This is a genomic window from Faecalimicrobium dakarense (genome assembly GCF_000499525.1).
In the GTDB taxonomy this organism is placed as follows: Bacteria; Bacillota; Clostridia; order Peptostreptococcales; family Peptostreptococcaceae; genus Faecalimicrobium; species Faecalimicrobium dakarense.
Window position 1 is genome coordinate 1 of the sequence record NZ_HG529281.1, and the last position, 21,908, is coordinate 21,908.

General features: G+C 31.3%; 23 protein-coding genes. 22 read left to right on the plus strand and 1 reads right to left on the minus strand.

All coding sequences use genetic code 11. The features are described 5' to 3' along the window. Positions 1 to 850: 850 nt before the first annotated feature. Positions 851 to 1,081: a hypothetical protein gene (locus tag BN899_RS05995; protein WP_042273725.1), complete on the minus strand. Its 231-nt coding sequence runs from the start codon at positions 1,079 to 1,081 to the stop codon at positions 851 to 853. Between the two features lie 607 nt (positions 1,082 to 1,688). Here BN899_RS05995 and BN899_RS06000 point away from each other — a divergent pair. The 22 genes from BN899_RS06000 (at position 1,689) to BN899_RS06105 (ending at position 21,908) form a co-directional block, all read left to right on the plus strand. Next, positions 1,689 to 2,693 carry a PocR ligand-binding domain-containing protein gene (locus BN899_RS06000; protein WP_052356658.1) on the plus strand — a complete coding sequence of 335 codons (1,005 nt, stop codon included), beginning with the start codon at positions 1,689 to 1,691 and terminating at the stop codon, positions 2,691 to 2,693. A 177-nt stretch (positions 2,694 to 2,870) separates the two neighbouring features. Then, positions 2,871 to 4,535, plus strand: coding sequence for a propanediol/glycerol family dehydratase large subunit (locus BN899_RS06005; protein ID WP_042273729.1), 1,665 nt, complete (start codon positions 2,871 to 2,873; stop codon positions 4,533 to 4,535). A gap of 13 nt (positions 4,536 to 4,548) precedes the next feature. Further along, positions 4,549 to 5,112, plus strand: coding sequence for a propanediol/glycerol family dehydratase medium subunit (locus BN899_RS06010; RefSeq protein ID WP_042273731.1), 564 nt, complete (start codon positions 4,549 to 4,551; stop codon positions 5,110 to 5,112). Positions 5,113 to 5,131: 19 nt separating this feature from the next. Continuing rightward, positions 5,132 to 5,554: a diol dehydratase small subunit gene (locus tag BN899_RS06015; RefSeq protein WP_042273733.1), complete on the plus strand. Its 423-nt coding sequence runs from the start codon at positions 5,132 to 5,134 to the stop codon at positions 5,552 to 5,554. Positions 5,555 to 5,570: 16 nt separating this feature from the next. Then, complete coding sequence (locus BN899_RS06020) at positions 5,571 to 7,388, plus strand: diol dehydratase reactivase subunit alpha (protein ID WP_042273736.1); 1,818 nt, start codon at positions 5,571 to 5,573, stop codon at positions 7,386 to 7,388. Positions 7,389 to 7,398: 10 nt separating this feature from the next. Continuing rightward, the gene (locus BN899_RS06025) at positions 7,399 to 7,755 is read left to right on the plus strand and encodes a glycerol dehydratase reactivase beta/small subunit family protein (protein WP_042273738.1); all 357 of its coding nucleotides are present in this window, start codon (positions 7,399 to 7,401) and stop codon (positions 7,753 to 7,755) included. Between the two features lie 15 nt (positions 7,756 to 7,770). After that, entirely contained in the window at positions 7,771 to 8,196 is a 426-nt protein-coding gene (locus BN899_RS06030; RefSeq protein WP_042273740.1) for a GlcG/HbpS family heme-binding protein, read from the plus strand. A gap of 30 nt (positions 8,197 to 8,226) precedes the next feature. Then, positions 8,227 to 9,387 (plus strand): iron-containing alcohol dehydrogenase, encoded by a 1,161-nt coding sequence (locus BN899_RS06035; RefSeq protein ID WP_042273742.1) that lies wholly within the window; start codon positions 8,227 to 8,229, stop codon positions 9,385 to 9,387. A 51-nt stretch (positions 9,388 to 9,438) separates the two neighbouring features. Next, positions 9,439 to 10,146: an MIP/aquaporin family protein gene (locus BN899_RS06040; RefSeq protein ID WP_042273744.1), complete on the plus strand. Its 708-nt coding sequence runs from the start codon at positions 9,439 to 9,441 to the stop codon at positions 10,144 to 10,146. A 396-nt stretch (positions 10,147 to 10,542) separates the two neighbouring features. Continuing rightward, complete coding sequence (locus BN899_RS06045) at positions 10,543 to 10,734, plus strand: indolepyruvate ferredoxin oxidoreductase subunit alpha (protein WP_042273747.1); 192 nt, start codon at positions 10,543 to 10,545, stop codon at positions 10,732 to 10,734. 16 nt (positions 10,735 to 10,750) lie between these two features. Next, positions 10,751 to 11,893, plus strand: a complete 1,143-nt coding sequence (locus tag BN899_RS06050) for a 2-oxoacid:acceptor oxidoreductase subunit alpha (protein WP_081712182.1) — start codon at positions 10,751 to 10,753, stop codon at positions 11,891 to 11,893. Continuing rightward, entirely contained in the window at positions 11,886 to 12,686 is an 801-nt protein-coding gene (locus BN899_RS06055) for a 2-oxoacid:ferredoxin oxidoreductase subunit beta (protein ID WP_042273751.1), read from the plus strand. Before BN899_RS06050 ends, BN899_RS06055 begins: the two co-directional genes overlap by 8 nt. Before the next feature lie 22 nt (positions 12,687 to 12,708). Continuing rightward, on the plus strand, positions 12,709 to 13,251 hold the full coding sequence (locus tag BN899_RS06060) for a 2-oxoacid:acceptor oxidoreductase family protein (RefSeq protein ID WP_242824100.1): 543 nt from the start codon (positions 12,709 to 12,711) through the stop codon (positions 13,249 to 13,251). A 256-nt stretch (positions 13,252 to 13,507) separates the two neighbouring features. After that, positions 13,508 to 14,758 carry a sodium/glutamate symporter gene (gene gltS, locus BN899_RS06065; protein ID WP_042273756.1) on the plus strand — a complete coding sequence of 417 codons (1,251 nt, stop codon included), beginning with the start codon at positions 13,508 to 13,510 and terminating at the stop codon, positions 14,756 to 14,758. Positions 14,759 to 14,817: 59 nt separating this feature from the next. Next, positions 14,818 to 16,467 (plus strand): acyl-CoA mutase large subunit family protein, encoded by a 1,650-nt coding sequence (locus BN899_RS06070; protein WP_042273757.1) that lies wholly within the window; start codon positions 14,818 to 14,820, stop codon positions 16,465 to 16,467. A gap of 51 nt (positions 16,468 to 16,518) precedes the next feature. After that, complete coding sequence (locus BN899_RS06075) at positions 16,519 to 16,929, plus strand: cobalamin B12-binding domain-containing protein (protein ID WP_042273758.1); 411 nt, start codon at positions 16,519 to 16,521, stop codon at positions 16,927 to 16,929. Positions 16,930 to 16,939: 10 nt separating this feature from the next. Then, positions 16,940 to 17,884: a methylmalonyl Co-A mutase-associated GTPase MeaB gene (gene meaB / locus BN899_RS06080; protein ID WP_042273760.1), complete on the plus strand. Its 945-nt coding sequence runs from the start codon at positions 16,940 to 16,942 to the stop codon at positions 17,882 to 17,884. Between the two features lie 15 nt (positions 17,885 to 17,899). Beyond that, positions 17,900 to 18,310, plus strand: coding sequence for a methylmalonyl-CoA epimerase (gene mce / locus BN899_RS06085; RefSeq protein WP_042273761.1), 411 nt, complete (start codon positions 17,900 to 17,902; stop codon positions 18,308 to 18,310). Positions 18,311 to 18,339: 29 nt separating this feature from the next. Beyond that, positions 18,340 to 19,887, plus strand: coding sequence for a methylmalonyl-CoA decarboxylase subunit alpha (gene mmdA / locus BN899_RS06090; protein WP_042273763.1), 1,548 nt, complete (start codon positions 18,340 to 18,342; stop codon positions 19,885 to 19,887). 14 nt (positions 19,888 to 19,901) lie between these two features. Further along, complete coding sequence (locus tag BN899_RS06095; RefSeq protein WP_042273765.1) at positions 19,902 to 20,285, plus strand: OadG family protein; 384 nt, start codon at positions 19,902 to 19,904, stop codon at positions 20,283 to 20,285. Positions 20,286 to 20,308: 23 nt separating this feature from the next. Continuing rightward, positions 20,309 to 20,698 carry a biotin/lipoyl-containing protein gene (locus BN899_RS06100; protein ID WP_330362468.1) on the plus strand — a complete coding sequence of 130 codons (390 nt, stop codon included), beginning with the start codon at positions 20,309 to 20,311 and terminating at the stop codon, positions 20,696 to 20,698. Between the two features lie 58 nt (positions 20,699 to 20,756). Continuing rightward, entirely contained in the window at positions 20,757 to 21,908 is a 1,152-nt protein-coding gene (locus BN899_RS06105; protein ID WP_042273770.1) for a sodium ion-translocating decarboxylase subunit beta, read from the plus strand.

Sequence of the window (21,908 nt, forward strand, 5' to 3'; positions counted from 1 at the left end):
TTATGAGATTAATTCGTCTCTTTAAATTTATATGAAAAAATAAAAAAATATGTTCTAGCATAGAAAAAAGTTAAAATATAAAGAATTTTTAGAAAAATAAGAAATTTATAGAATATATAATAATGACTACAAATTTTAAGTATGTGCAAAAAATATAAGACATATTTAAATATGCCTTATACTCATCAAAATATTATTTTCTTAGGTTCAATAATGTATTTTCAAATAAATAAGAATTAATTTTATTTTTTATTTCACTAACAATTAAACAATCAGAAGTATCAAGCAAAGGTTTAATAACACCATAAATTTCATTTGATGTAAGAGGGGACTTGATTATCCAAAGACTATTTAAATTATAATAATGAATATCTATAGAACATTTTTTTTATATAATTATCAATATTAAAAAAATGTACGTTAGATGTATTTAATTTGCAAAGAATTAAATAAAATATAACAAAACACCCTTTCTTTATACGTATTTCTCCACATCTTAAATTATACCATAAAAAAATCTAAAGTGACATTTTTTTCCAAAATATTACAAAATGTAATATGATAAAGTTGGATTTAAAATTGATAGAGTTATAATAATATAATCTAGTGCCTAAAGTATATTTGAAAAAATAAGATTAATTTTAATAGCATAAAGTTAACATGTTTTCTGAGCAAGAAATATTAAGAATATTAGGATATTAAAATAGGATTTATAAAAATTAAATATATTATAAATTTTTTAATAGAGAAAGATTCACTAGATCAGGAATTAAAAAAAATTTTATAGTTGAAAGAATGATTAGGTAAAAAATTAAGCTCAATTCCTGAAATAGTTAATATAGTTGACTAATTATTTATCTAATTTGGCTAATATATTTTCTAAATCAGATAAAGAGCTATCTAAAGAATCTATACTTTCATTGAAACCATCATCTGCATTAAGTTTAATTTCCACTTTGCAATTAGGGCATACAATTACACTACCAATATCAGAAAGTTTAAATGAAATGCTAGAGTTACACTCAGGACAAGCTGAATCCAATGTATCATCTCTAAATAAAGAATTAAAATCTAAAGACATAAAAGCACCACCTTTTAATAGTAATGAAATGATATTATATAGGATTATTATATCAGAAATTAATTATAAAAAGTTAGCATAAGTTACAATTTTAAAAAGATTTTAAAATGAAAGATATGATTTAAATGTAAATAATAAGAGAAAAATATGTAAATATAAAATAAGCGTTATAAAGGATATATGAATCAGCTAATCCCACCACAAATTAGCTGATTCATATATATAGAGGAGCATGAATCTTATGAAATATAAAAATTATTATGAGATTAACCCGTCTCTTTAAATTTATATGAGAAATTAGAATAATGTGTGATTGAGAAGAAAAAAGTTGTAATATAAAAAATTATCAGAAAAATAAGGAAATGGTTATAGTTATATATTTGAAGAGTTTTAAAAACTAGCTAATACTGAAACTTACAAATACGTAAGGTGTAACAGTAGGTAATTAATAAAAGGTATAGGAATTTCTATACCTTTTTATATATAATAAAAAATACAAATATAACTTCAATAAATGCAAAGTGTTGGAAAAGTATTGAAAAAGTTTAGACATAACAATATAATAAAAACATAAAAATTCAATAAAATGTAAAAGGGATGTGGAATATTGAATAGTACATTATCATTAGAGAAAATAATAAACATAGAATCATTCCAAAAAATACAAGATGATATAGCACAAGCTACGGGTATGGCTATAATAATGGTTAATTACGAGGGAAAGCCTATAACAAGCCATAGCAATTGCACTAAATTTTGTTCAATGATTAGAAAAATAGAAAAATATTCAGTCCTTTGTGAAAAATGTGATTCAAGAGGTGGATTAGAATCTGTAAGGGTGAAAAATTCATATATATACGTATGTCATAAAGGTTTAGTAGACTTTGCCGCACCGATAATAGTTAGAGATCAATATTTAGGTGCAGTTATGGCTGGGCAAGTTTTACTTAAAGATGTTGAAAATATTGAATTAGAAGAAATTGTACGTGTAAATAAAGATTTTGGTAATTTAGATGAATGCTTAAAAAAAGAGCTAGAAAAAGAGTATAATAATTTACCTGTTGTTAGTATCGAGAAGATAAAATCAATAGCGCAAATGATGTTTCACATTAGTAATTATATAGTAGAAGAAGCACTTCTTAAAATGTTATTGAATGAAGATAATTATAAGCTAAGAGAAGAAAATAAGAAAAAACAACCAGAAGAAGTGAATATAGAAGTAGAAGAAAAAAGTATAGAAGATAGTGTTAATTTAAAAACTAACGAAAATGATGAATTTGAATTACCTATAATACAAGCTATTGAATATATAGATAATAATATAGATGAAAATATAACTTTAGATAAAATATCTTTTATTTGTAATTTAAGTCAATGTTACTTTAGTAAGTTATTTAAAAAAGAAACAGGATTAACTTTTATAAACTATTTGAACTCTAGAAAAATATCTAAAGCAAAGGAATTACTAGTAAATACAGATGAACCGATTAATAATATAGCAATAAACCTTGGATTTGAGGATTGTGGTTATTTTATAAGAGTATTTAAAAAGGCCGAAAAAATTACACCTAAAAAATATAGAGATTTACATATTAAAAATAGTTCTATTTAAAAATAGAACTATTTTTTTTATAGGAAAAAATATGAGGACAAAAAAATCCTATTTCTGCTTATAAAAAAGGTGAAAAAATCACATATAAAAGCAAAATATTAAGATGGAATTAACGCAAAAACAAGTTAAAATTATAACAAGGAAAACGAATTTATTAGTTTAAGGGGGAAATAAAAAGTGAAATCAAAAAGATTTGAAGCTTTAGCTAAACGTCCAGTAAACCAAGATGGTATTATTGGGGAATGGGCAGATGAAGGATTAATTGCAATGAATAGTCCTAATGACCCTAAACCTTCTATAAAATTAGAAAATGGTAGAGTTGTTGAATTAGATAGTAAAAAAAGAGAAGACTTTGATATGATAGATAGATTTATAGCAGACTACGCTATAAACTTAGAAAAATCTGAAGAATACATGAATATGGATTCTTTAGAAATAGCAAGACAATTAGTAGACATAAATGTAGGAAGAGAAGAAATAGTTAAAATAAGTACTTCTATAACACCAGCTAAAATAGTTGAAGTTGTATCACACATGAATGTTGTTGAGATGATGATGGCAATGCAAAAAATGCGTGCTAGAAAAACTCCATCAAATCAATGCCACGTAACAAATGTAAAAGACAATCCAGTTCAAATAGCTGCAGATGCTGCTGAAGCTGGAATAAGAGGTTTCTCAGAACAAGAAACGACTGTTGCTATAACTAGATATGCACCATTTAATGCACTAGCTATACTTATAGGTTCTCAAGTTGGTCGTGGAGGAGTATTAACTCAGTGTTCTGTTGAAGAAGCAACTGAACTTGACTTAGGTATGAGAGGTCTTACAAGTTACGCTGAAACCGTTTCTGTATATGGAACAGAATCAGTATTTACAGATGGTGATGATACACCTTGGTCAAAAACATTCTTAGCATCAGCTTATGCTTCAAGAGGATTAAAAATGAGATATACATCAGGTACAGGTTCAGAAGCACTAATGGGATATGCTGAAGGTAAATCAATGCTTTACCTAGAGTCTAGATGTATATATATAACTAAAGGTGCAGGAGTTCAAGGACTTCAAAATGGCGCAGTTAGTTGTATAGGTATGACAGGAGCAGTTCCATCAGGAATAAGAGCAGTACTTGCTGAAAACTTAATAGCTTCTATGTTAGATATAGAAGTTGCATCAGCTAATGACCAAACGTTCTCACACTCAGATATAAGAAGAACAGCTAGAACATTAATGCAAATGTTACCAGGGACAGACTTTATATTCTCAGGATATAGCGCAGTTCCAAACTATGATAACATGTTTGCAGGTTCAAACTTTGATGCAGAAGATTTTGATGATTACAACATACTTCAAAGGGATTTAATGGTAGACGGTGGACTTAGACCAGTAAATGAAGAAGAAACAGTAGCAATAAGAAACAAAGCAGCAAGAGCTATTCAAGCAGTATTTAAGGAATTAGGATTCCCAACAGTAACTGATGAAGAAGTAGAAGCTGCAACTTACGCTCACGGAAGTAAAGATATGCCAGAGAGAAATATAGTTGAAGACTTAAAAGCTGCTGAAGAAATGCTAAAAAATAGAATAACTGGATTAGATATAGTTAAAGCATTAAGCAAGCACGGATTTGATGATGTTGCTCAAAACATATTAAACATGTTAAAGCAAAGAGTTACAGGAGATTACTTACAAACATCAGCTATATTAGATGAAAACTTTGATGTTATAAGTGCAGTTAATGATGTTAATGACTACAAAGGTCCTGGAACAGGATATAGATTAAGCGAAGAAAGATGGAATGAAATAAAAAATATACCAAATGTAATAAAACCAGAAGATATAGATTAAGGGGCTGAGATATATGAATAAGTTTGTAATGCCAACTCTTAAAATTGAAGAAGTGGGAGAGGCTTGTATTGGAACAAGATCAGACGAGGTTGTTATAGGAATAGGACCTTCATTTTTAAAACATCAAACTAAAACGATAGTTGGAATAAAACATGATGAAGTTTTAAGAGAACTTATAGCAGGGATAGAAGAAGAAGGTTTACATGCTCGTGTAGTTAGAGTTTTAAGAACTTCAGATGTTTCATTTATGGGAAATGATGCAGCAAAATATAGTGGGTCAGGGATAGGAATAGGAATTCAATCAAAAGGAACAACTATCATACATCAAAAAGATTTACTTCCTTTAAACAATATAGAATTATTCCCCCAAGCGCCACTACTAGACTTAGAAACTTTTAGATTAATAGGTAAAAATGCAGCAAAATACGCAAAAGGAGAATCTCCAAATCCAGTGCCTACTAGAAATGATCAAATGGCAAGACCTAAATTTATGGCAATAGCTGCACTACTTCATATAAAAGAAACTAAGCACATTGTAGAAAATAGCAAACCAGTTCAAATAGAAGTTAAATTTTAATTACGAAAGGAGATACATCATGCAATCAACTAAAATGACTGCTAAAGAATATCCTTTAGCAACTAAAATACCTCAGAGCATAAACACTCCAACAGGTAAAAAGTTAAATGATATAACACTAGAAAGTGTTATGTCAGGAGAAATAAAGCCTGAAGATATAAGAATATCTAAAGAAACTTTAGAGATGCAAGCTCAGATAGCTGAAGGAATGAAAAGGTATGCAATAGCTAGAAACTTCAGAAGAGCAGGTGAACTTATAAGTGTTCCTGATGAAAGAATACTAGAAATATATAATTCATTAAGACCTTTTAGATCTACTAAGGAAGAATTACTAGAAATAGCAGATGAACTTGAACAAAAATACAACGCTAAAGTAAATGCAGAATTTATAAGAGAAGCTGCTCAAGTTTATGAAACTAGAAAAAAATTAAGAGTAGAATAAAAAGGATGTAAAAATAATGAAAATAATAGCAGGTGTAGACATTGGAAATGCTACCACAGAAGTAGCTATAGCAAAAGTAAATTATAATAAAAAAGAGTTTATTTCAAGTGGTATAGTTCCAACTAGCGGAATAAAAGGAACTAAAGAAAATATAACTGGTGTTATTTCATCTTTAAAAGTGGCACTTACAAATGCAAACTTACAAATGAAAGATTTAGATTTGGTAAGAATAAACGAAGCTGCTCCAGTTATAGGTGATGTTGCAATGGAAACTATAACTGAAACAATAATAACTGAATCAACTATGATAGGTCACAATCCATCCACACCTGGTGGAGAAGGACTTGGAACGGGAAAAACTATAAATATAAAAGAATTAGAGCTATTAGAAGGTGAAGCTTTAAAAGAAAGTTATATTCCGTTAGTGCTAAGTGAAATGAACTTTTTAGAAGCAGCGTTTAGAATAAATTATTCAGTTGAAAATGGCATAAACATAACTGGTGCCATAGTACAAAGAGATGATGCTGTTTTAATAAATAATAGATTAAATAAAAGTATACCAATAGTAGATGAAGTTACTTTACTAGAAAAAGTACCTTTAAACATGCTGTGTGCAGTAGAAGTATCACAACCTGGAAAGGTTATAGATAAACTTTCAAATCCATATGGTATAGCAACCGTATTTGATTTAACATCAGAGGAAACTAAAATGATAGTTCCTATATCTAGAGCACTTATAGGTAATAGATCAGCTGTAGTTATAAAGACACCTAAAGGAGACGTTAAGGAAAAGAAAATTCCTGCAGGAAAAATGACTATTGAAGGTGAGAGAAGAAAAGAGATTGTAGATGTTGACCAAGGTGCTAAAGAAATAATGGATGCAGTAACTTTAAGTTTACCAATTAAAGATATAAAAGGTGAGTCTGGAACTAATGTAGGTGGAATGATTGAAAGAGTAAGGCAAGTAATGAGTGGTCTTACGAATCAAAATATATCTGATATAAAAATTCAAGATTTACTAGCTGTAGACACATTTACGCCACAGACTGTAAAAGGTGGTCTTGCAAAAGAATTTTCTATGGAAAACGCTGTTGGAATAGCAGTTATGGTTAAAGCTGATAAACTTCAAATGCAAATGATAGCAAAAGAGCTAGAAAGTATCTTAGGTATAAAAGTAGAGGTTGGAGGAGTAGAAGCTGACGTTGCAATAAAAGGTGCTTTAACAACTCCAGGAACTAGCGCACCTCTTGCAATACTTGATATGGGAGCAGGTTCAACTGATGCTTCAATAATTAATAAGCAAGGAGAAATAAAGTCTATACACCTAGCAGGTGCAGGTAATATGGTAACTATGCTTATAAAATCAGAACTTGGTCTGAAAGATTTTTCAACTGCTGAAGATATAAAAAAATATTCTCTAGCAAAAGTAGAATCATTATTTAATATAAGACATGAAGATGGAAGTGTAGAATTTTTTGAAAAACCACTAGACCCATCAGTATTTGCAAAGGTTGTAATTATAAAAGATGATGAATTAATACCAATAGAAGGTCAAAATTCAGTAGAAAAAATAAAAAATATAAGAAGACTAGCAAAAGAAAAAGTATTTGTTACAAATTGCATAAGAGCACTTAGTGTAGTTTCCCCTACTGGAAATATTAGAGACATAGAGTTTGTTGTATTAGTTGGAGGTTCGTCCCTTGACTTTGAGGTACCACAACTTATAACAGATTCATTATCTCACTATGGAGTTGTTGCAGGTAGAGGAAATATAAGAGGAACAGAAGGTCCAAGAAATGCAGTAGCAACAGGTCTTATATTATCTTCTAACTAAGGAGTTTATTATGATTATAAAAAGTTACGATTTAGATACTCCAAGCGTATATGTATTTCATTGTATTAATGTAGATATAGATGAATTTAAAGAAATTTTATGGGGAATAGAAGAAGAAGGTATTCCGTATAAAGTAGAGTCTATAAATATGGATATTTCAAATGATTTAAGCCATAAAGCAGCTTTAAAATCAAAATTAGGAATAGGAATAGGTATAAGTAAAGATAAAATAACTTTAACCACTAATAAATTAGATAAGAATAATCCATTAATTAGTATAGATTTAGATCAAAATTACAATAGTCTAAGAAATCTAGGTGCTAATGGAGCTAGATTAGTTAAAGGAATAGAACTTAAAAAAATATAATGAGGTGATATTACTATGAAAAAGCTAAATGAATACAAAGAATTAAGCTTAGAGATAGTTAAAGTAATGGCTAAAGCTGCAGAAGAAAAGGCATTAGAAATAAATGTTCCTGTAGTATTTTCAGCAGTTGATAAAGGTGCAAACCTTATGTTAATGCACAGAATGGAAGATGCTTTTGTAACAAGTATAGATATATCAATAAATAAGGCATTTACAGCAGCTTGTCTAAAACAAGGCACTCATGAAATAGTAGATGCAGTTCAACCAGGTGCATCTTTATATGGACTTCAACTTACTAACAATGCAAGAATAGTACCATTTGGTGGAGGACTACCAATAATAGTAGATGGTCAAGTTGTTGGGGCAGTAGGTGTAAGTGGAGGAACAGTAGATGAAGATAGATTAATAGCACAAGCTGCTGTTGATGCTTTTAATAAATAAAAAATAACACAAAATTTGGAGGAATGTAAAATGAGTAGAATGTATGATTATTTAGTACCAAGTGTAAACTTTATGGGGCCTGGATGTTTAAAGGTCATTGGAGAAAGAGCTAAAATATTAGGAGGAAAAAAAGTCCTAATAGTTACAGATAAATTCTTAAGAAATCAAGAAAATGGAGCTGTAGAACAGACTATAAAATACTTAAAAGAAGCAGGTCTTGAAGTTGCCATATATGATGGAGTTGAACCAAATCCAAAAGATACTAATGTAGCTGACGGTTTAAAAATATTCAAAGAAGAAAATTGCGATATGATAGTTACAGTAGGAGGAGGTTCACCTCATGACTGTGGTAAAGGTATAGGTATATCTGCAACTCATGAAGGAGACTTATATGATTATGCAGGTATAGAAACTCTAACTAATGTCCTACCACCAATAATTGCAGTAAATACTACAGCAGGAACTGCAAGTGAAGTTACTAGACATTGTGTTATAACTAATACAAAGACAAAAGTTAAATACGTTATAGTAAGTTGGAGAAACTTACCATTAGTATCTTTCAATGACCCAGAATTAATGGTTGGAAAACCAGCAGGTCTTACTGCAGCTACAGGAATGGATGCATTAACTCATGCAGTAGAAGCTTATGTTTCTAAAGATGCAAACCCTGTAACTGATGCTTCTGCTATACAATCTATAAAATTAATAGCTAATAACCTAAGACAAGCAGTTGCTATGGGAGATAATATAGAAGCTAGAACAAATATGGCTTATGCATCATTATTAGCAGGTATGGCATTTAACAATGGTAACTTAGGATATGTTCATGCTATGGCTCATCAATTAGGTGGATTATATGATATGCCACATGGTGTTGCTAATGCAATGTTATTACCTCATGTTTGTAAATATAATGTAATATCTAATCCACAAAAATTTGCTGATATAGCTGAATTTATGGGTGAAAATATAGATGGATTATCAGTTCATGAAGCTGCTGAGAAAGCTATAGATGCTATGTTTAGATTATCTAAAGATATAGGTATACCAACTTCATTAGAAGAAATGGGTATAAAGGAAGAAGATTTTGAATATATGGCTGAAATGGCACTTAAAGATGGAAATGCTTTTAGTAACCCAAGAAAAGGAAACGGAAAAGACATAGTAAACATATTTAAAGCAGCATATTAATATAACTATCCCCCTTCAGAAATGATGGGGGAATTTAATGGGGGAAACGTTATGAATTCAAGCTTTTTCGCAGAACTAATAGGAACAATGATATTAGTATTACTAGGAGATGGAATTGTAGCTAATGTAATACTTAAGAAAACAAAAGGAGCTAATGGCGGAATAATAGCCATAACTTCTGGGTGGGCTTTTGCAGTTGCAATACCAGTATTTATGTTTGGTAATGTAAGTGGAGCTCATTTTAATCCAGCAGTAACATTAGCATTAGCAGCAACAGGAAGTTTTCCATGGGCTGATGTCCCAATGTATTTAATAGCCCAATTTATAGGTGCATTTTTAGGAGCAGCTTTAGTGTTAATTTCTTACTACGATCATTTTAAGCTAACTGATGATAAAGCTACTAAGTTAGGAGTATTTTGTACAGCTCCAGAAGTTAGAAATTTAAAATTAAACTTTGTAACAGAATTTATAGGTACATTTGTATTAATGTTTGCCATATTAGGAATAGGAGCATATCCATTAGCAGATGGAATAAGCCCTATGGCAGTAGGTATAGTTGTTTGGGGAATTGGTCTAAGTTTAGGTGGACCAACTGGATATGCTATAAATCCTGCTAGAGATTTAGGTCCAAGACTTGCACACTTTTTATTACCAGTTCCAAACAAAGGTGATTCTGACTGGCAATATGCTTTAATACCAGTTATAGCTCCTATATGTGGAGCTATAGTTTCGGCATTTACTTATAATATGATATTTTAAAGAAATAGTTGGAAAAAAATGGTATGACTACAATGAATCAAATTGAAAATGATTTAATAAAAACTTGCAAATAATATTAGTTTAAACAAAAGCCCTATGTAAATAGAACAAAATTTCTATCTACATAGGGTTTCTTACTTATAAGATATAAAAGAGTATGAAATCACATTTATTAATAGGAATAAGAATATAAACTACTTATAATAATTTTAAAAATAAATAAAATGAAATTGTACTAAAAAAGAAACAAATAAAAGAAACATAGAAAAACATGCAAGAGGAAAAAATCTTGTTGAATTGTTAAAAATTGGTGATACAATCAACTTGAAACAGTGTTAGAGTATCTACTTAGTTAATTATCAGCCACTAAAATATAGTTAAAGAGGGGGATTCAAATTGGGAAAAAGATTAGTTATAGAAAAATCTTGGTGTAAAAAGTGTGGCATATGCGTAGAGTTCTGTCCTAAAAAGGTTTTAAACATGAATGATGAAAGTGTGTACATTGAAGATGAATCTAAATGTACTCTTTGTGGTTTATGTGAACTAAGATGTCCGGATTATGCATTATATATTGAAAAAAATATTTAATTAAGAAGGTGAAATTATGGCAAATAAGGTAAAGTTATTACAAGGTAATGAGGCTTGTGTTCATGGTGCAATACACGCAGGAATGAAGTTTTTCGCAGGATATCCAATAACTCCATCGACAGAAGTAGCAGAAATATCATCACTAATGCTACCAAGGGTTAAAGGAACGTTTATTCAAATGGAAGATGAAATAGCATCTATGTCAGCAATAATAGGTGCATCTATAGCGGGGAAAAAATCTATGACAGCAACAAGTGGTCCTGGTTTTTCGCTAAAACAAGAAGCTATAGGATATGCATGCATAACGGAAACACCTTGTGTAGTAGTAAATGTTCAAAGAAGTGGACCTAGTACAGGATTACCAACTAGTCCATCTCAAGGCGATTTAATGCAATCTAGATGGGGTACACATGGAGATCACTCATTAATAGTTTTATCCCCTACAACAGTATCTGATACTTATGAATTAACAGTTAAGGCCTTTAATTTTGCAGAAAAATATAGAACTCCAGTAGTTTTACTTTTAGATGAAGTTATAGGGCATATGAGAGAAAAAGTAGATTTAAGTGCATTAGAAAAATTAGAAACAGTAGATAGAAAAAAAGCTAACTGTTCAAAAGAAGAATTTAAAGCTTTTGAGGTTACAGAAGATTTAATTCCAAATATGGAATCAATTGGTGAAGGGTTTAAATTCCATGTAACGGGACTTGTACATGATGAAACAGGGTTTCCTACAAATAGCACAAAAGAAGCTGGAAAGTTATTCACTAGATTATCTAATAAGATAGAAAATAATTTAGATGATATACTTTTATATGAAAATTACTTTACAGATGACTGTGAAATACTAATTATAACATTTGGATGTATGGTTAGATGTAGCAAAGATGCTGTTGATAATATGAGGGAAAAAGGAATAAAAGTAGGATTATTATCTATAAAAACAGTATGGCCTTTCCCAGAAGAATTAGTAAGAGAATTAAGTAAAAAAGTAAACTATATATTTGTACCAGAAATGAATATGGGTCAAATGATTTTAGAAATAGAGAGAATAGTAAAAGATAATTGTCCTGTAGTAGGAATTAATAAGTTTAATGGTGAGATAATTACTCCAGAGGAGATAACTTCTAAAATAGAGGAGGTAACTGTATATGCCTAGTAAAATTATAGAAAATAATTTTAGAACAAATAGACTACCTCATATATGGTGTCCTGGATGTGGGCATGGTATATTAATGCACTCGATAGCAAGAGCAATAGAAGATTTAAATTTAGATAAAGATAATGTATGTATAGTTTCAGGGATAGGATGTTCATCAAGAGCGAGTGGTTATTTTGATTATAATACAATACATACAACTCATGGGAGAGCGCTTACATTTGCAACTGGTGTAAAATTAGCTAATCCAAATCTTCATGTCATAGTTATAACTGGAGATGGTGATGCAACAGCTATAGGCGGAAATCATTTAATACATTCTTGTAGAAGAAACATTGATATTACAACAATAGTGTTTAATAATAATATTTATGGAATGACAGGAGGACAATATTCACCAACTACTCCAACAAATGACAAGGCGACAACAGCACCATATGGAAATATAGATAAACCATTTGATATTTGTGAATTATCATCAGCAGCAGGAGCTACATTTGTTGCTAGAGCGAGTGCATATCATGTTAATCAGATGTTGTCATATACAAAAAAAGCGATAATGCATAATGGGTTTTCAGTTGTAGAAGCAATTAGTTCTTGCCCAACATATTACGGTAGAAAAAATAAAAAAGGATCTGCAGTAGATTTAATAAGATTAATAAAAGAAAATAGTATAGTAACCAATGACACTAATAAAGCTAAAGAACAAGATAAAATGCCAATAGGTATTTTTAAAGATATAACTTTACCAGAATATACTGAAGAATACCAAAAAGTAGTAGATAAATTTTAAGTATTATTAGGAGAGAATGTATATGAAAAAGGAAATTAGGTTAAGTGGTTCAGGAGGACAAGGTCTTATACTTGCAGGTGTAATTTTGGCAGAAGGAGCAATATTATCAAATCTAAATGCAGTACAATCACAATCATACGGTCCAGAAGCTAGGGGCGGGGCAAGTAAAGCAGAAGTAATAATAAGTGATAAAGACATAAATTTTCCAAAGATAATTAAATCAAACATATTAATCTCATTAACACAAAAATCTTTTAATGAATATTCAGAATATATAAAAGAAGATAGTATAGTGATAGTAGATTCATCTATAGAGTTAAATGATCAGGTCAAAGCATCCATTCATAAAGTTCCAATACTTCAAACAGCTAATGACGTTTTGAAAAAACCGATGACAGCGAATATAATTACTTTAGGTGTACTAAGTAATTTAATACCAGAAGTAAATCCAGAGCATATAAAAGTTGCAATTTTAAATAGAGTTCCTAAAGGTAGCGAAGATTTAAATATAAAAGCATTTGAAGAAGGAAAGCGTTTTTTAAAAGAGGCGACAAATATTATTTAAATAACTTATTGAAAAAAATTATACGTACGTAGTCAATTAAATAGGTTAGTTGATAAAAGTTGTCCATAAAGGTTAATGGATTCTTAAAGGATTTCATAAAATTTTATCTTTTATTTTAGAGTTGTCCAGTACTTAAACTTTATAAGGTTTATGAAATCAGTTTTTGAAATATAAAATATAATATGAAATAAACTTTAAATCTCAATGCACTTAGCATTATGTGATAAACTTAGCTACTGTACTATGGGAGGATAGGATGGGATTTATAAGCGATAATGGAATTAATACATTAGAACTTGATTTAGTAGCTACTGTGGCACTGGCAACATTACTTCTTTTACTAGGGAAAGTATTAAGAAAGAAAGTGAATATTTTAGATAAATTTTGTGTACCAACTCCAGTTATAGGAGGGTTATTATTTGCAATAATAATGCTATTTTTAAAAAATAGCCAAATAGTTGAAGTATCAATGGATACAACATTACAAACACCTTTTATGTTAGCTTTCTTTGCAACTGTAGGCTTAGGAACCAATTTATCTTTAGTAAAAACTGGTGGAAAATTCTTACTAGTTTATTGGGGATTAGCTGGATTTATATTCGTATTCCAAAATTTTATAGGTATATCTGTTGCAAAGCTAACTAACATAAATCCATTAATAGGTATGATGTGCGGTGCTATATCTATGCAAGGTGGCCATGGAGGAGCAGCATCATTTGGAGCTACTATAGAAGGTTTAGGAGTAGAGGGAGCTTTAACTATTGGAGCAGCAGCAGCTACTTTTGGTGTAATACTAGGAGGGCTTGTTGGAGGACCTGTTTCTAGATATTTAATAAAAAAATATAAATTAAAATCAGAACAAGAGTTAGGTGAATGTGATGAGCAAAGCTCTTCTGGTTATGAAGTGGCTCTTGAAGATGAATGTAGTACAGTTACTTCAAATATAATTATAAATCATATAAGTATAATAGCAATATGTGTTACGGTAGGCAGTTTTATAAGTACTGCAATAACAAATTCAACAGGTGTAGTGGTACCTACTTATGTCGGTGCTATGTTCATAGGTGTAGTATTAAGAACAATTGGAGACAAATTAAAAATTATAAAAGTTGACACATACTGTGTAGATTTGATAGGTGATATATGTTTGTGTTTATTTTTAACAATGGCACTTATGACTATAAAGTTGTGGGAACTTTCAGGGCTTGCTGGACCTATGATTATAATTATTTCTATTCAAGTTATAGTACTTATAATATACGCAGTGTTTGTTGTATTTAGGCTTATGGGAAGAGATTATGATGCAGCTGTAATGGTAGCTGGTCTTTTAGGACATGGACTAGGTGCTACTCCAAACGCATTAGCAAATATGAATTCAATAACATCTAAATTTGGTGATTCAGCAAAAGCATTATTGATAGTTCCTTTAGTGGGATCTTTTCTAGCCGACTTAATAGGGATTCCTATAAATATAGGGTTAATAAACGTACTAAACTTTTTTGCCTAATTAAAATGTAATTTATATATAAAACAAGCTATTGTATACATGCTTAAGGGGGATAAAATATGAAAGAATCATTTAAAAAATGGGAAGAAAATAAAGTTAATAAAAATTTAGAAAGATTTCCAGAAAGAAAAGAACAATTTAAATTTGATACAGATGAAGAAATAAAAAGATTATACACTCCGCTAGATGCTGAGATAGATTACGAAAATGATTTAGGTTATCCAGGACAATACCCATTTACAAGAGGTGTTCAACCTACTATGTATAGGGGTAAGTTATGGACAATGAGAATGTATGCAGGCTTTGCTACTGCAGAAGAATCAAACCAAAGATATAAATACTTAATAGAACAAGGTTCTATGGGATTATCAGTAGCATTTGACCTACCAACGCAAATGGGATATGACTCAAGTGATGAAATATCTGAAGGAGAAGTTGGTAAGGTTGGAGTTGCAATAGATTCTTTAGCCGACATGGAAATATTATTTGATGGAATACAATTAGATAAAGTATCTACATCAATGACTATAAATGCTCCAGCATCAGTACTTTTAGCTATGTATATAGCAGTAGCTGAAAAGCAAGGTGTTTCATCAGATAAATTAAGAGGAACTATACAAAATGATATATTAAAAGAATATGTAGCAAGAGGAACTTATATATTCCCTGTAAAACCATCAATGAGACTTATAACAGATATATTTGATTACTGTTCTAGAGAGGTTCCAAAGTGGAACACAATAAGTATATCAGGATATCACATAAGAGAAGCTGGAGCTAATGCAGTTCAAGAGGTAGCATTCACTTTAGCAGATGGTATGGCATATGTAAAAGCAGCACTTGATGCAGGCCTTAATGTAGATGATTTTGCTCCTAGACTTTCTTTCTTCTTCAATGCACACAATAATTTACTAGAGGAAGTTGCTAAATTTAGAGCGGCAAGAAGAATATGGGCAAAAATAATGAAAGATAAGTTTAAAGCAACTAATCCAAAGTCAATGTCATTAAAATTCCATACTCAAACTGCAGGGTGTACTTTAACAGCCCAACAACCAGAAAATAACATAGTAAGAGTAGCAATTCAAACACTAGCAGCGGTATTAGGTGGAACGCAATCTCTACATACTAATTCTAAGGATGAGGCTTTAGCTCTTCCAACAGAAGATTCAGTAATGGTAGCTCTTAGAACTCAGCAAATAGTTGCTCATGAAAGTGGAGTAGCTGATACGATAGATCCACTTGCAGGCTCATATCTAGTTGAAGGTTTAACTAATAAAATAGAAGAAGAAGCTATGAATATAATAAATAAGATAGAAGAATTAGGTGGAGCTCCACGTGCAATAGAAAAAGGATACATACAACAAGAGATAATGGATAGTGCATACAAATATCAAAGAGAAATTGAAAGTAATGAAAAGGTAATAGTTGGAGTTAATAAATTCCAAATAGAAGAAGAGGCTCCAAAAGGATTATTAAGAGTTGATCCTATAGTTGGAGAAAGACAAAAAGAAAAGCTACAAGAATTAAGAGATAACAGAGATAATGAGAAAGTTCAAAAAGCTCTACAAGCTTTAAAAGTTGCTTGTGAAGGTGAAGAAAATGTAATGCCATATATATTAGAAGCAGTAAAAGCGTATGCAACACTAGGTGAGGTATGTGGTGTAATGAGAGAGGTATTTGGAGAGTACAAGCAAGCAGTTATGATATAAAAATACAACGATTATTTTAAGGTTTTAAAGATAGATTAAGGGGGAACAAAAATGAAACAGATAAGAGTTTTAGTTGCAAAACCAGGATTAGATGGTCATGATAGAGGTGCAAAGGTAATAGCTAGAGCGCTTAGAGATGCCGGTATGGAAGTTATATATACAGGGCTTAGACAAACACCAGAACAAATAGTTCAAGCAGCAATTCAAGAGGATGTCGACGTAGTTGCAATGAGTATATTATCAGGCGCTCATAGTCATTTACTTCCAAAGGTAGTAGAACTTTTAAAATTAGAAGAAGCATACGATGATATTTTAGTTATAGGTGGTGGAGTTATACCTGAGGAGGATATACCTTTCTTAAAAGAAAAAGGTATAAAAGAAATATTTACACCAGGAACACCAACTTCTGTAACAATAGATTTTATAAAGGAAAATGTTAAAAGTAAGTCGGCAAGTGCTTAGGAGTGATTTTATGGAAAATCTAGTTAAAGCTCTTTTAGAAGGAAATAAAAGAGCTTGTGCCAAACTTATTACTATGGTAGAAAATGAAGTTGATGGATACGAAGAAGTTTTAAAATCAATTTATAAATATACTGGGGGAGCTTATGTTATAGGTATAACAGGCCCTCCAGGAGCTGGTAAATCTACATTTACAGACAAATTAGCAAAGTTAATAAGGCAAGAAAATAAAAAAGTAGGTATTATTGCAATAGATCCAACTAGTCCTTTTACTAAGGGAGCTATCCTTGGAGATAGAATAAGAATGAATGATTTAAGCACAGATAAGGGTGTATTTATAAGGTCTATGGGAACTAGAGGAAGTCTAGGTGGACTATCAAATGCTACTCAAGGAGCTATAAAAGTTTTAGATGCATATGGATGTGATTATATATTTATAGAAACAGTTGGAGTAGGTCAATCGGAAATTGATGTAGTAAAAACTGCTGATACAACTCTTATAGTAATGGTTCCGGGTTTAGGTGATGATATACAGGCCATAAAAGCCGGAGTTATGGAAATCGCAGATGTATTTGTAATAAATAAAGCTGATAGAGAAGGAGCTAAAAGAACATCTCTAGAAATACAGATGATGATGGATTTCAAAAAAGATTGGGAATTTAGGCCTCCTATAAATTTAGCTATAGCTGAAACTGGAGACGGCGTAGAAGAAACTTATAAAAATATACTTAAACATAAAATATTTCTAGAAGAAAGTAACAAATTAAATGAAAAAAGACTATCTAGAAATAAAACGGAAATAAAAGCATTAGTTCAAAGACGTATTTCAAACCTAGTGAAAAACTTAGAATATAGCAAAGAAATGGATGAATTATTAGGGAAAACTATGACTAAGGAAATAGATCCTTACTCAATAAGTGATATATTATTTGAAAAAGTAAGAAATAATCAATATTAATTAGGGGGATTTTTCATGGAAATATTAAGAGTTGATCATGTTGGGATAGCTGTAAATAACTTAGAGGAAACTTTGAAATTTTATGAAGATGTATTGGGGTTAAAATGTGAGGGAACAGAAATAGTAGAAGATCAAAAGGTTAAAGTTGCTTTTTTACCAGTTGGAGAAACTGAACTTGAATTATTAGAATCAACTACTGAAGATGGACCTATAGCAAAGTTTATAGCTAAAAACGGTGGGCGTGGTGGAATCCAACACGTTGCGGTAAGAGTTGATAATATAGAAAAGGCAATAGAAGAAGTTAAAGATAAAGGTTATAAAATGATAGATGAAGTACCAAGATACGGAGCAGGAAATGCTAAAATAGCATTTTGCCATCCAAAGGGAACGGATGGAATATTATTAGAGTTAAGTGAAAGAAAATAACCGAAAATTAAATACTTGGGGGTGATTTTATGTCACAAGAAAAATTAAATTTACTTCGAGAGAAAAGAAGTAAGATAGAATTAGGTGGAGGCCAAAAAAGAATAGATAAACAACATGCATCAGGTAAATTAACAGCAAGAGAAAGGTTAAATAAGTTATTTGATGAAAATACTTTTGTAGAATTAGATGCTTTTGTTAAACATAGATGTTCTAATTTTGGAATGGAGAAACAAGAGATACCAGGAGAAGGTGTTGTTACAGGTTATGGAAAAGTAGACGGAAGGTTAGTTTGTGCATTTGCTCAAGATTTCACAGTACTAGGTGGATCATTAGGTGAAATGCATGCAAAGAAAATTGGTAAAGTAATGGATATGGCTGTAAAAGTAGGAGCACCAGTAGTAGGACTTAATGATTCAGGAGGAGCTAGAATTCAAGAAGCTGTTGATGCTCTCGCTGGATATGGAGAAATATTTTATAAAAATACTATCGCATCAGGGGTTGTTCCTCAAATATCGGCTATAATGGGACCTTGTGCAGGAGGAGCTGTTTACTCACCAGCTTTAACAGATTTTATATACATGGTAGACCAAACAAGTCAAATGTTTATAACAGGCCCACAAGTTATAAAAACTGTAACAGGAGAAGAAGTCAGTTCTGAAGAATTAGGAGGAGCAACAACTCATAATGCTACATCAGGAGTAGCGCACTTTATGGCAGTTAATGATGAGGATTGTATAAATCAAATTAGAAAATTATTAAGCTTCTTACCTTCAAATAATGCTGAAAAAGCACCAATAATTGAAAGTATAGATGATCCAAATAGATTAAATGAAATTTTAAATAATATAATACCAGATGGTTCAAATAAACCATACGATATGAAAGAAATTATATATGAAATAGTTGATGATGGAGATTTTTATGAAGTTCAGCCATTATTTGCACAAAATATTATAACAGGATTTGCAAGAATAAACGGAGAAAGTATAGGTATAATTGCTAATCAGCCTAAATTTATGGCAGGCTCTCTAGATATAAATGCATCAGATAAAAGTGCAAGATTTATAAGAACTTGTGACGCATTTAATATTCCAATAGTAAACTTTGTAGATGTACCAGGATTCTTACCAGGAACTTCACAAGAATATGGTGGAATAATTCGTCATGGTGCAAAAATGCTTTATGCATATAGTGAAGCAACAGTACCTAAAATTACTGTTATAACTAGAAAAGCATACGGCGGGTCTTATCTAGCTATGTGTTCAAAAGATTTAGGTGCTGATATGGTTTTTGCTTGGCCAACTGGAGAAGTTGCAGTTATGGGACCAAGTGGAGCAGCAAATATTATATTTAAAAATGATATAAAAAATGCAGATGACCCTAAAGAAATGAGAAATGTAAAAATAAAAGAGTATACAGATGAATTTGCAACTCCATACAAAGCGGCTGAAAGAGGATATATTGATGATGTAATTGAGCCAGCACTTACAAGAATAAGACTTGCAGATGCACTAGATACATTATCTTCTAAGCGTGAAGAGAGACCGCCTAAAAAACACGGAAATATACCTTTATAGGAAGGTGATAAATTATGAATATTAGCCAATTATTAGAGGCCCTAAAGGATCCATCAGCCGTTTTAACTATAGGAGATAAGTTACTTGTTGGATTGAGTGTAGCATTACTTTCAATGAGTGTAGTATTTATAGTATTAGTTTTAATAGCAGCAATAATAAAGTTACTACAAATAGAAAAATCCAAACCAGAAGATTTAAAAGTAGCTAGTAGTCAATCTTCACATGTAGAACCGGAAAATGATAAAACTGAAGATATGGGAGAATTAGTAGCAGCAATAACTGCAGCAATTGCTGCATCAACTGGAAATAGTACTAATAATATATTAGTTAGAAAAATTACAAGAAGTAATAACTCTAAGTCAAGTTGGGAAAGTATGTCAAATAAGAGTAGTAAGTAATGAACAAAAGGGGGAGCTAAAAAATGATAAAAAAATATAATATAACAGTTAATGGAAATACTTACGATGTAGAGGTTGAAGAACTAGGGAGTGAAGGAGTAGCAGTTTCTAGAGAAAGAGTAATATCACAAAGTACACCTAGACCACAAGTTTCAAAGCCAGTAGCACCAAAACCTCAAGCAGCACCATCAGGTGGAGGTTCTGGTAGTGTTAATGCACCAATGCCAGGAACTATAAATGATGTTCGTGTTAAGGCTGGGGACAGTGTTAAAAAAGGACAAATATTATTAATACTTGAAGCTATGAAGATGGAAAATGAAATAATGGCAAGTTGTGATGGAACTATTTCAGGAGTAAGCGTATCAAAAGGTGCATCAGTAAGTGCAGGGGATGTTTTAGTAACGATAGCATAGAAATTTAGAAAAGGGGGACTTACCCGTGGGAGAAGTTATAATTAATTTTATTCAATCAATGGGTATTGTTAATATGGATTGGAGACAATTAGTAATGATACTAATTGCCTGCATTTTATTATATTTAGCAATAGCAAAAGGTTTTGAACCTTTATTACTAGTGCCTATAGCTTTTGGTATGCTACTTTCAAACCTTCCGCTTTCAGGAGTTATGAGTGGACCAATTTCAACAATTGAGCCTATGGGAGTAGCTAATGGAGTTATAGAAGCTGGGATTCACACTAAAACACCAGGAGGGCTACTGCATTACTTATTCCAAGGTGATGAACTTGGAATATTCCCTCCATTAATATTCTTAGGAGTTGGGGCTATGACAGACTTTGGTCCATTAATAGCTAATCCAAAGAATATATTACTTGGAGCAGCAGCACAATTTGGAATATTTTTTACTTTTATAGGAGCACTACTTCTTGGATTTACAGGACCAGAGGCAGCTTCAACAGGTATAATAGGTGGAGCTGACGGACCGACAGCTATTTACTTAACAACTAAATTAGCGCCACACTTGCTAGCACCTATAGCAGTTGCAGCTTATTCATATATGGCTTTAGTTCCGATAATTCAGCCACCGATAATGAAAGCTTTAACTACTAAAGAAGAAAGGTCTATAGTAATGACTCAAAGTAAAACTGTATCTAAGAAAATAAAAATAATCTTCCCGATAGCTGTTACAATAGTAGTTTCATTACTTTTACCAGCAGCAGCTACATTAATAGGTATGCTTATGTTTGGTAATTTACTTAAAGAATGTACAGTTACAGATAGATTATCTGAGACTGCGACAAATGCTTTAATGAACATAGTTACAATATTTTTAGGATTATCAGTTGGAGCATCTGCTCAAGCTGAAATATTCTTAAGTACTCAAACTTTAAAAATATTCGCACTTGGAGTTGTAGCCTTTGGAATAGGTACAGCAGCTGGAGTTTTATGTGCCAAATTGATGAATAGATTTACTAAGGAAAAAATTAATCCACTTATAGGTGGAGCTGGGGTTTCTGCTGTTCCAATGGCAGCAAGGGTTGCTCATAAAGTTGCACAGGAAGAAAACCCAAGTAATTTCTTATTAATGCATGCTATGGGGCCTAACGTTGCAGGTGTTATAGGCTCAGCAGTAGCAGCAGGAATACTTTTAAGCTTATTTGGATAG

What these genes read in the sequence shown, in the direction of transcription:
- BN899_RS06035 (WP_042273742.1), top strand. Translation starts at nt 8,227, where the DNA reads ATGAGTAGAATGTATGATTATTTAGTACCAAGTGTAAACTTTATGGGG.
- gltS (WP_042273756.1), top strand. Translation starts at nt 13,508, where the DNA reads ATGGGATTTATAAGCGATAATGGAATTAATACATTAGAACTTGATTTA.
- BN899_RS06050 (WP_081712182.1), top strand. Translation starts at nt 10,751, where the DNA reads ATGGCAAATAAGGTAAAGTTATTACAAGGTAATGAGGCTTGTGTTCAT.
- BN899_RS06060 (WP_242824100.1), top strand. Translation starts at nt 12,709, where the DNA reads ATGAAAAAGGAAATTAGGTTAAGTGGTTCAGGAGGACAAGGTCTTATA.
- BN899_RS06010 (WP_042273731.1), top strand. Translation starts at nt 4,549, where the DNA reads ATGAATAAGTTTGTAATGCCAACTCTTAAAATTGAAGAAGTGGGAGAG.
- BN899_RS06055 (WP_042273751.1), top strand. Translation starts at nt 11,886, where the DNA reads ATGCCTAGTAAAATTATAGAAAATAATTTTAGAACAAATAGACTACCT.
- BN899_RS05995 (WP_042273725.1), bottom strand. Translation starts at nt 1,081, where the DNA reads ATGTCTTTAGATTTTAATTCTTTATTTAGAGATGATACATTGGATTCA.
- BN899_RS06095 (WP_042273765.1), top strand. Translation starts at nt 19,902, where the DNA reads ATGAATATTAGCCAATTATTAGAGGCCCTAAAGGATCCATCAGCCGTT.
- BN899_RS06100 (WP_330362468.1), top strand. Translation starts at nt 20,309, where the DNA reads ATGATAAAAAAATATAATATAACAGTTAATGGAAATACTTACGATGTA.
- BN899_RS06015 (WP_042273733.1), top strand. Translation starts at nt 5,132, where the DNA reads ATGCAATCAACTAAAATGACTGCTAAAGAATATCCTTTAGCAACTAAA.
- BN899_RS06070 (WP_042273757.1), top strand. Translation starts at nt 14,818, where the DNA reads ATGAAAGAATCATTTAAAAAATGGGAAGAAAATAAAGTTAATAAAAAT.
- mmdA (WP_042273763.1), top strand. Translation starts at nt 18,340, where the DNA reads ATGTCACAAGAAAAATTAAATTTACTTCGAGAGAAAAGAAGTAAGATA.
- meaB (WP_042273760.1), top strand. Translation starts at nt 16,940, where the DNA reads ATGGAAAATCTAGTTAAAGCTCTTTTAGAAGGAAATAAAAGAGCTTGT.
- BN899_RS06075 (WP_042273758.1), top strand. Translation starts at nt 16,519, where the DNA reads ATGAAACAGATAAGAGTTTTAGTTGCAAAACCAGGATTAGATGGTCAT.
- BN899_RS06025 (WP_042273738.1), top strand. Translation starts at nt 7,399, where the DNA reads ATGATTATAAAAAGTTACGATTTAGATACTCCAAGCGTATATGTATTT.
- BN899_RS06020 (WP_042273736.1), top strand. Translation starts at nt 5,571, where the DNA reads ATGAAAATAATAGCAGGTGTAGACATTGGAAATGCTACCACAGAAGTA.
- BN899_RS06105 (WP_042273770.1), top strand. Translation starts at nt 20,757, where the DNA reads ATGGGTATTGTTAATATGGATTGGAGACAATTAGTAATGATACTAATT.
- mce (WP_042273761.1), top strand. Translation starts at nt 17,900, where the DNA reads ATGGAAATATTAAGAGTTGATCATGTTGGGATAGCTGTAAATAACTTA.
- BN899_RS06030 (WP_042273740.1), top strand. Translation starts at nt 7,771, where the DNA reads ATGAAAAAGCTAAATGAATACAAAGAATTAAGCTTAGAGATAGTTAAA.
- BN899_RS06040 (WP_042273744.1), top strand. Translation starts at nt 9,439, where the DNA reads ATGAATTCAAGCTTTTTCGCAGAACTAATAGGAACAATGATATTAGTA.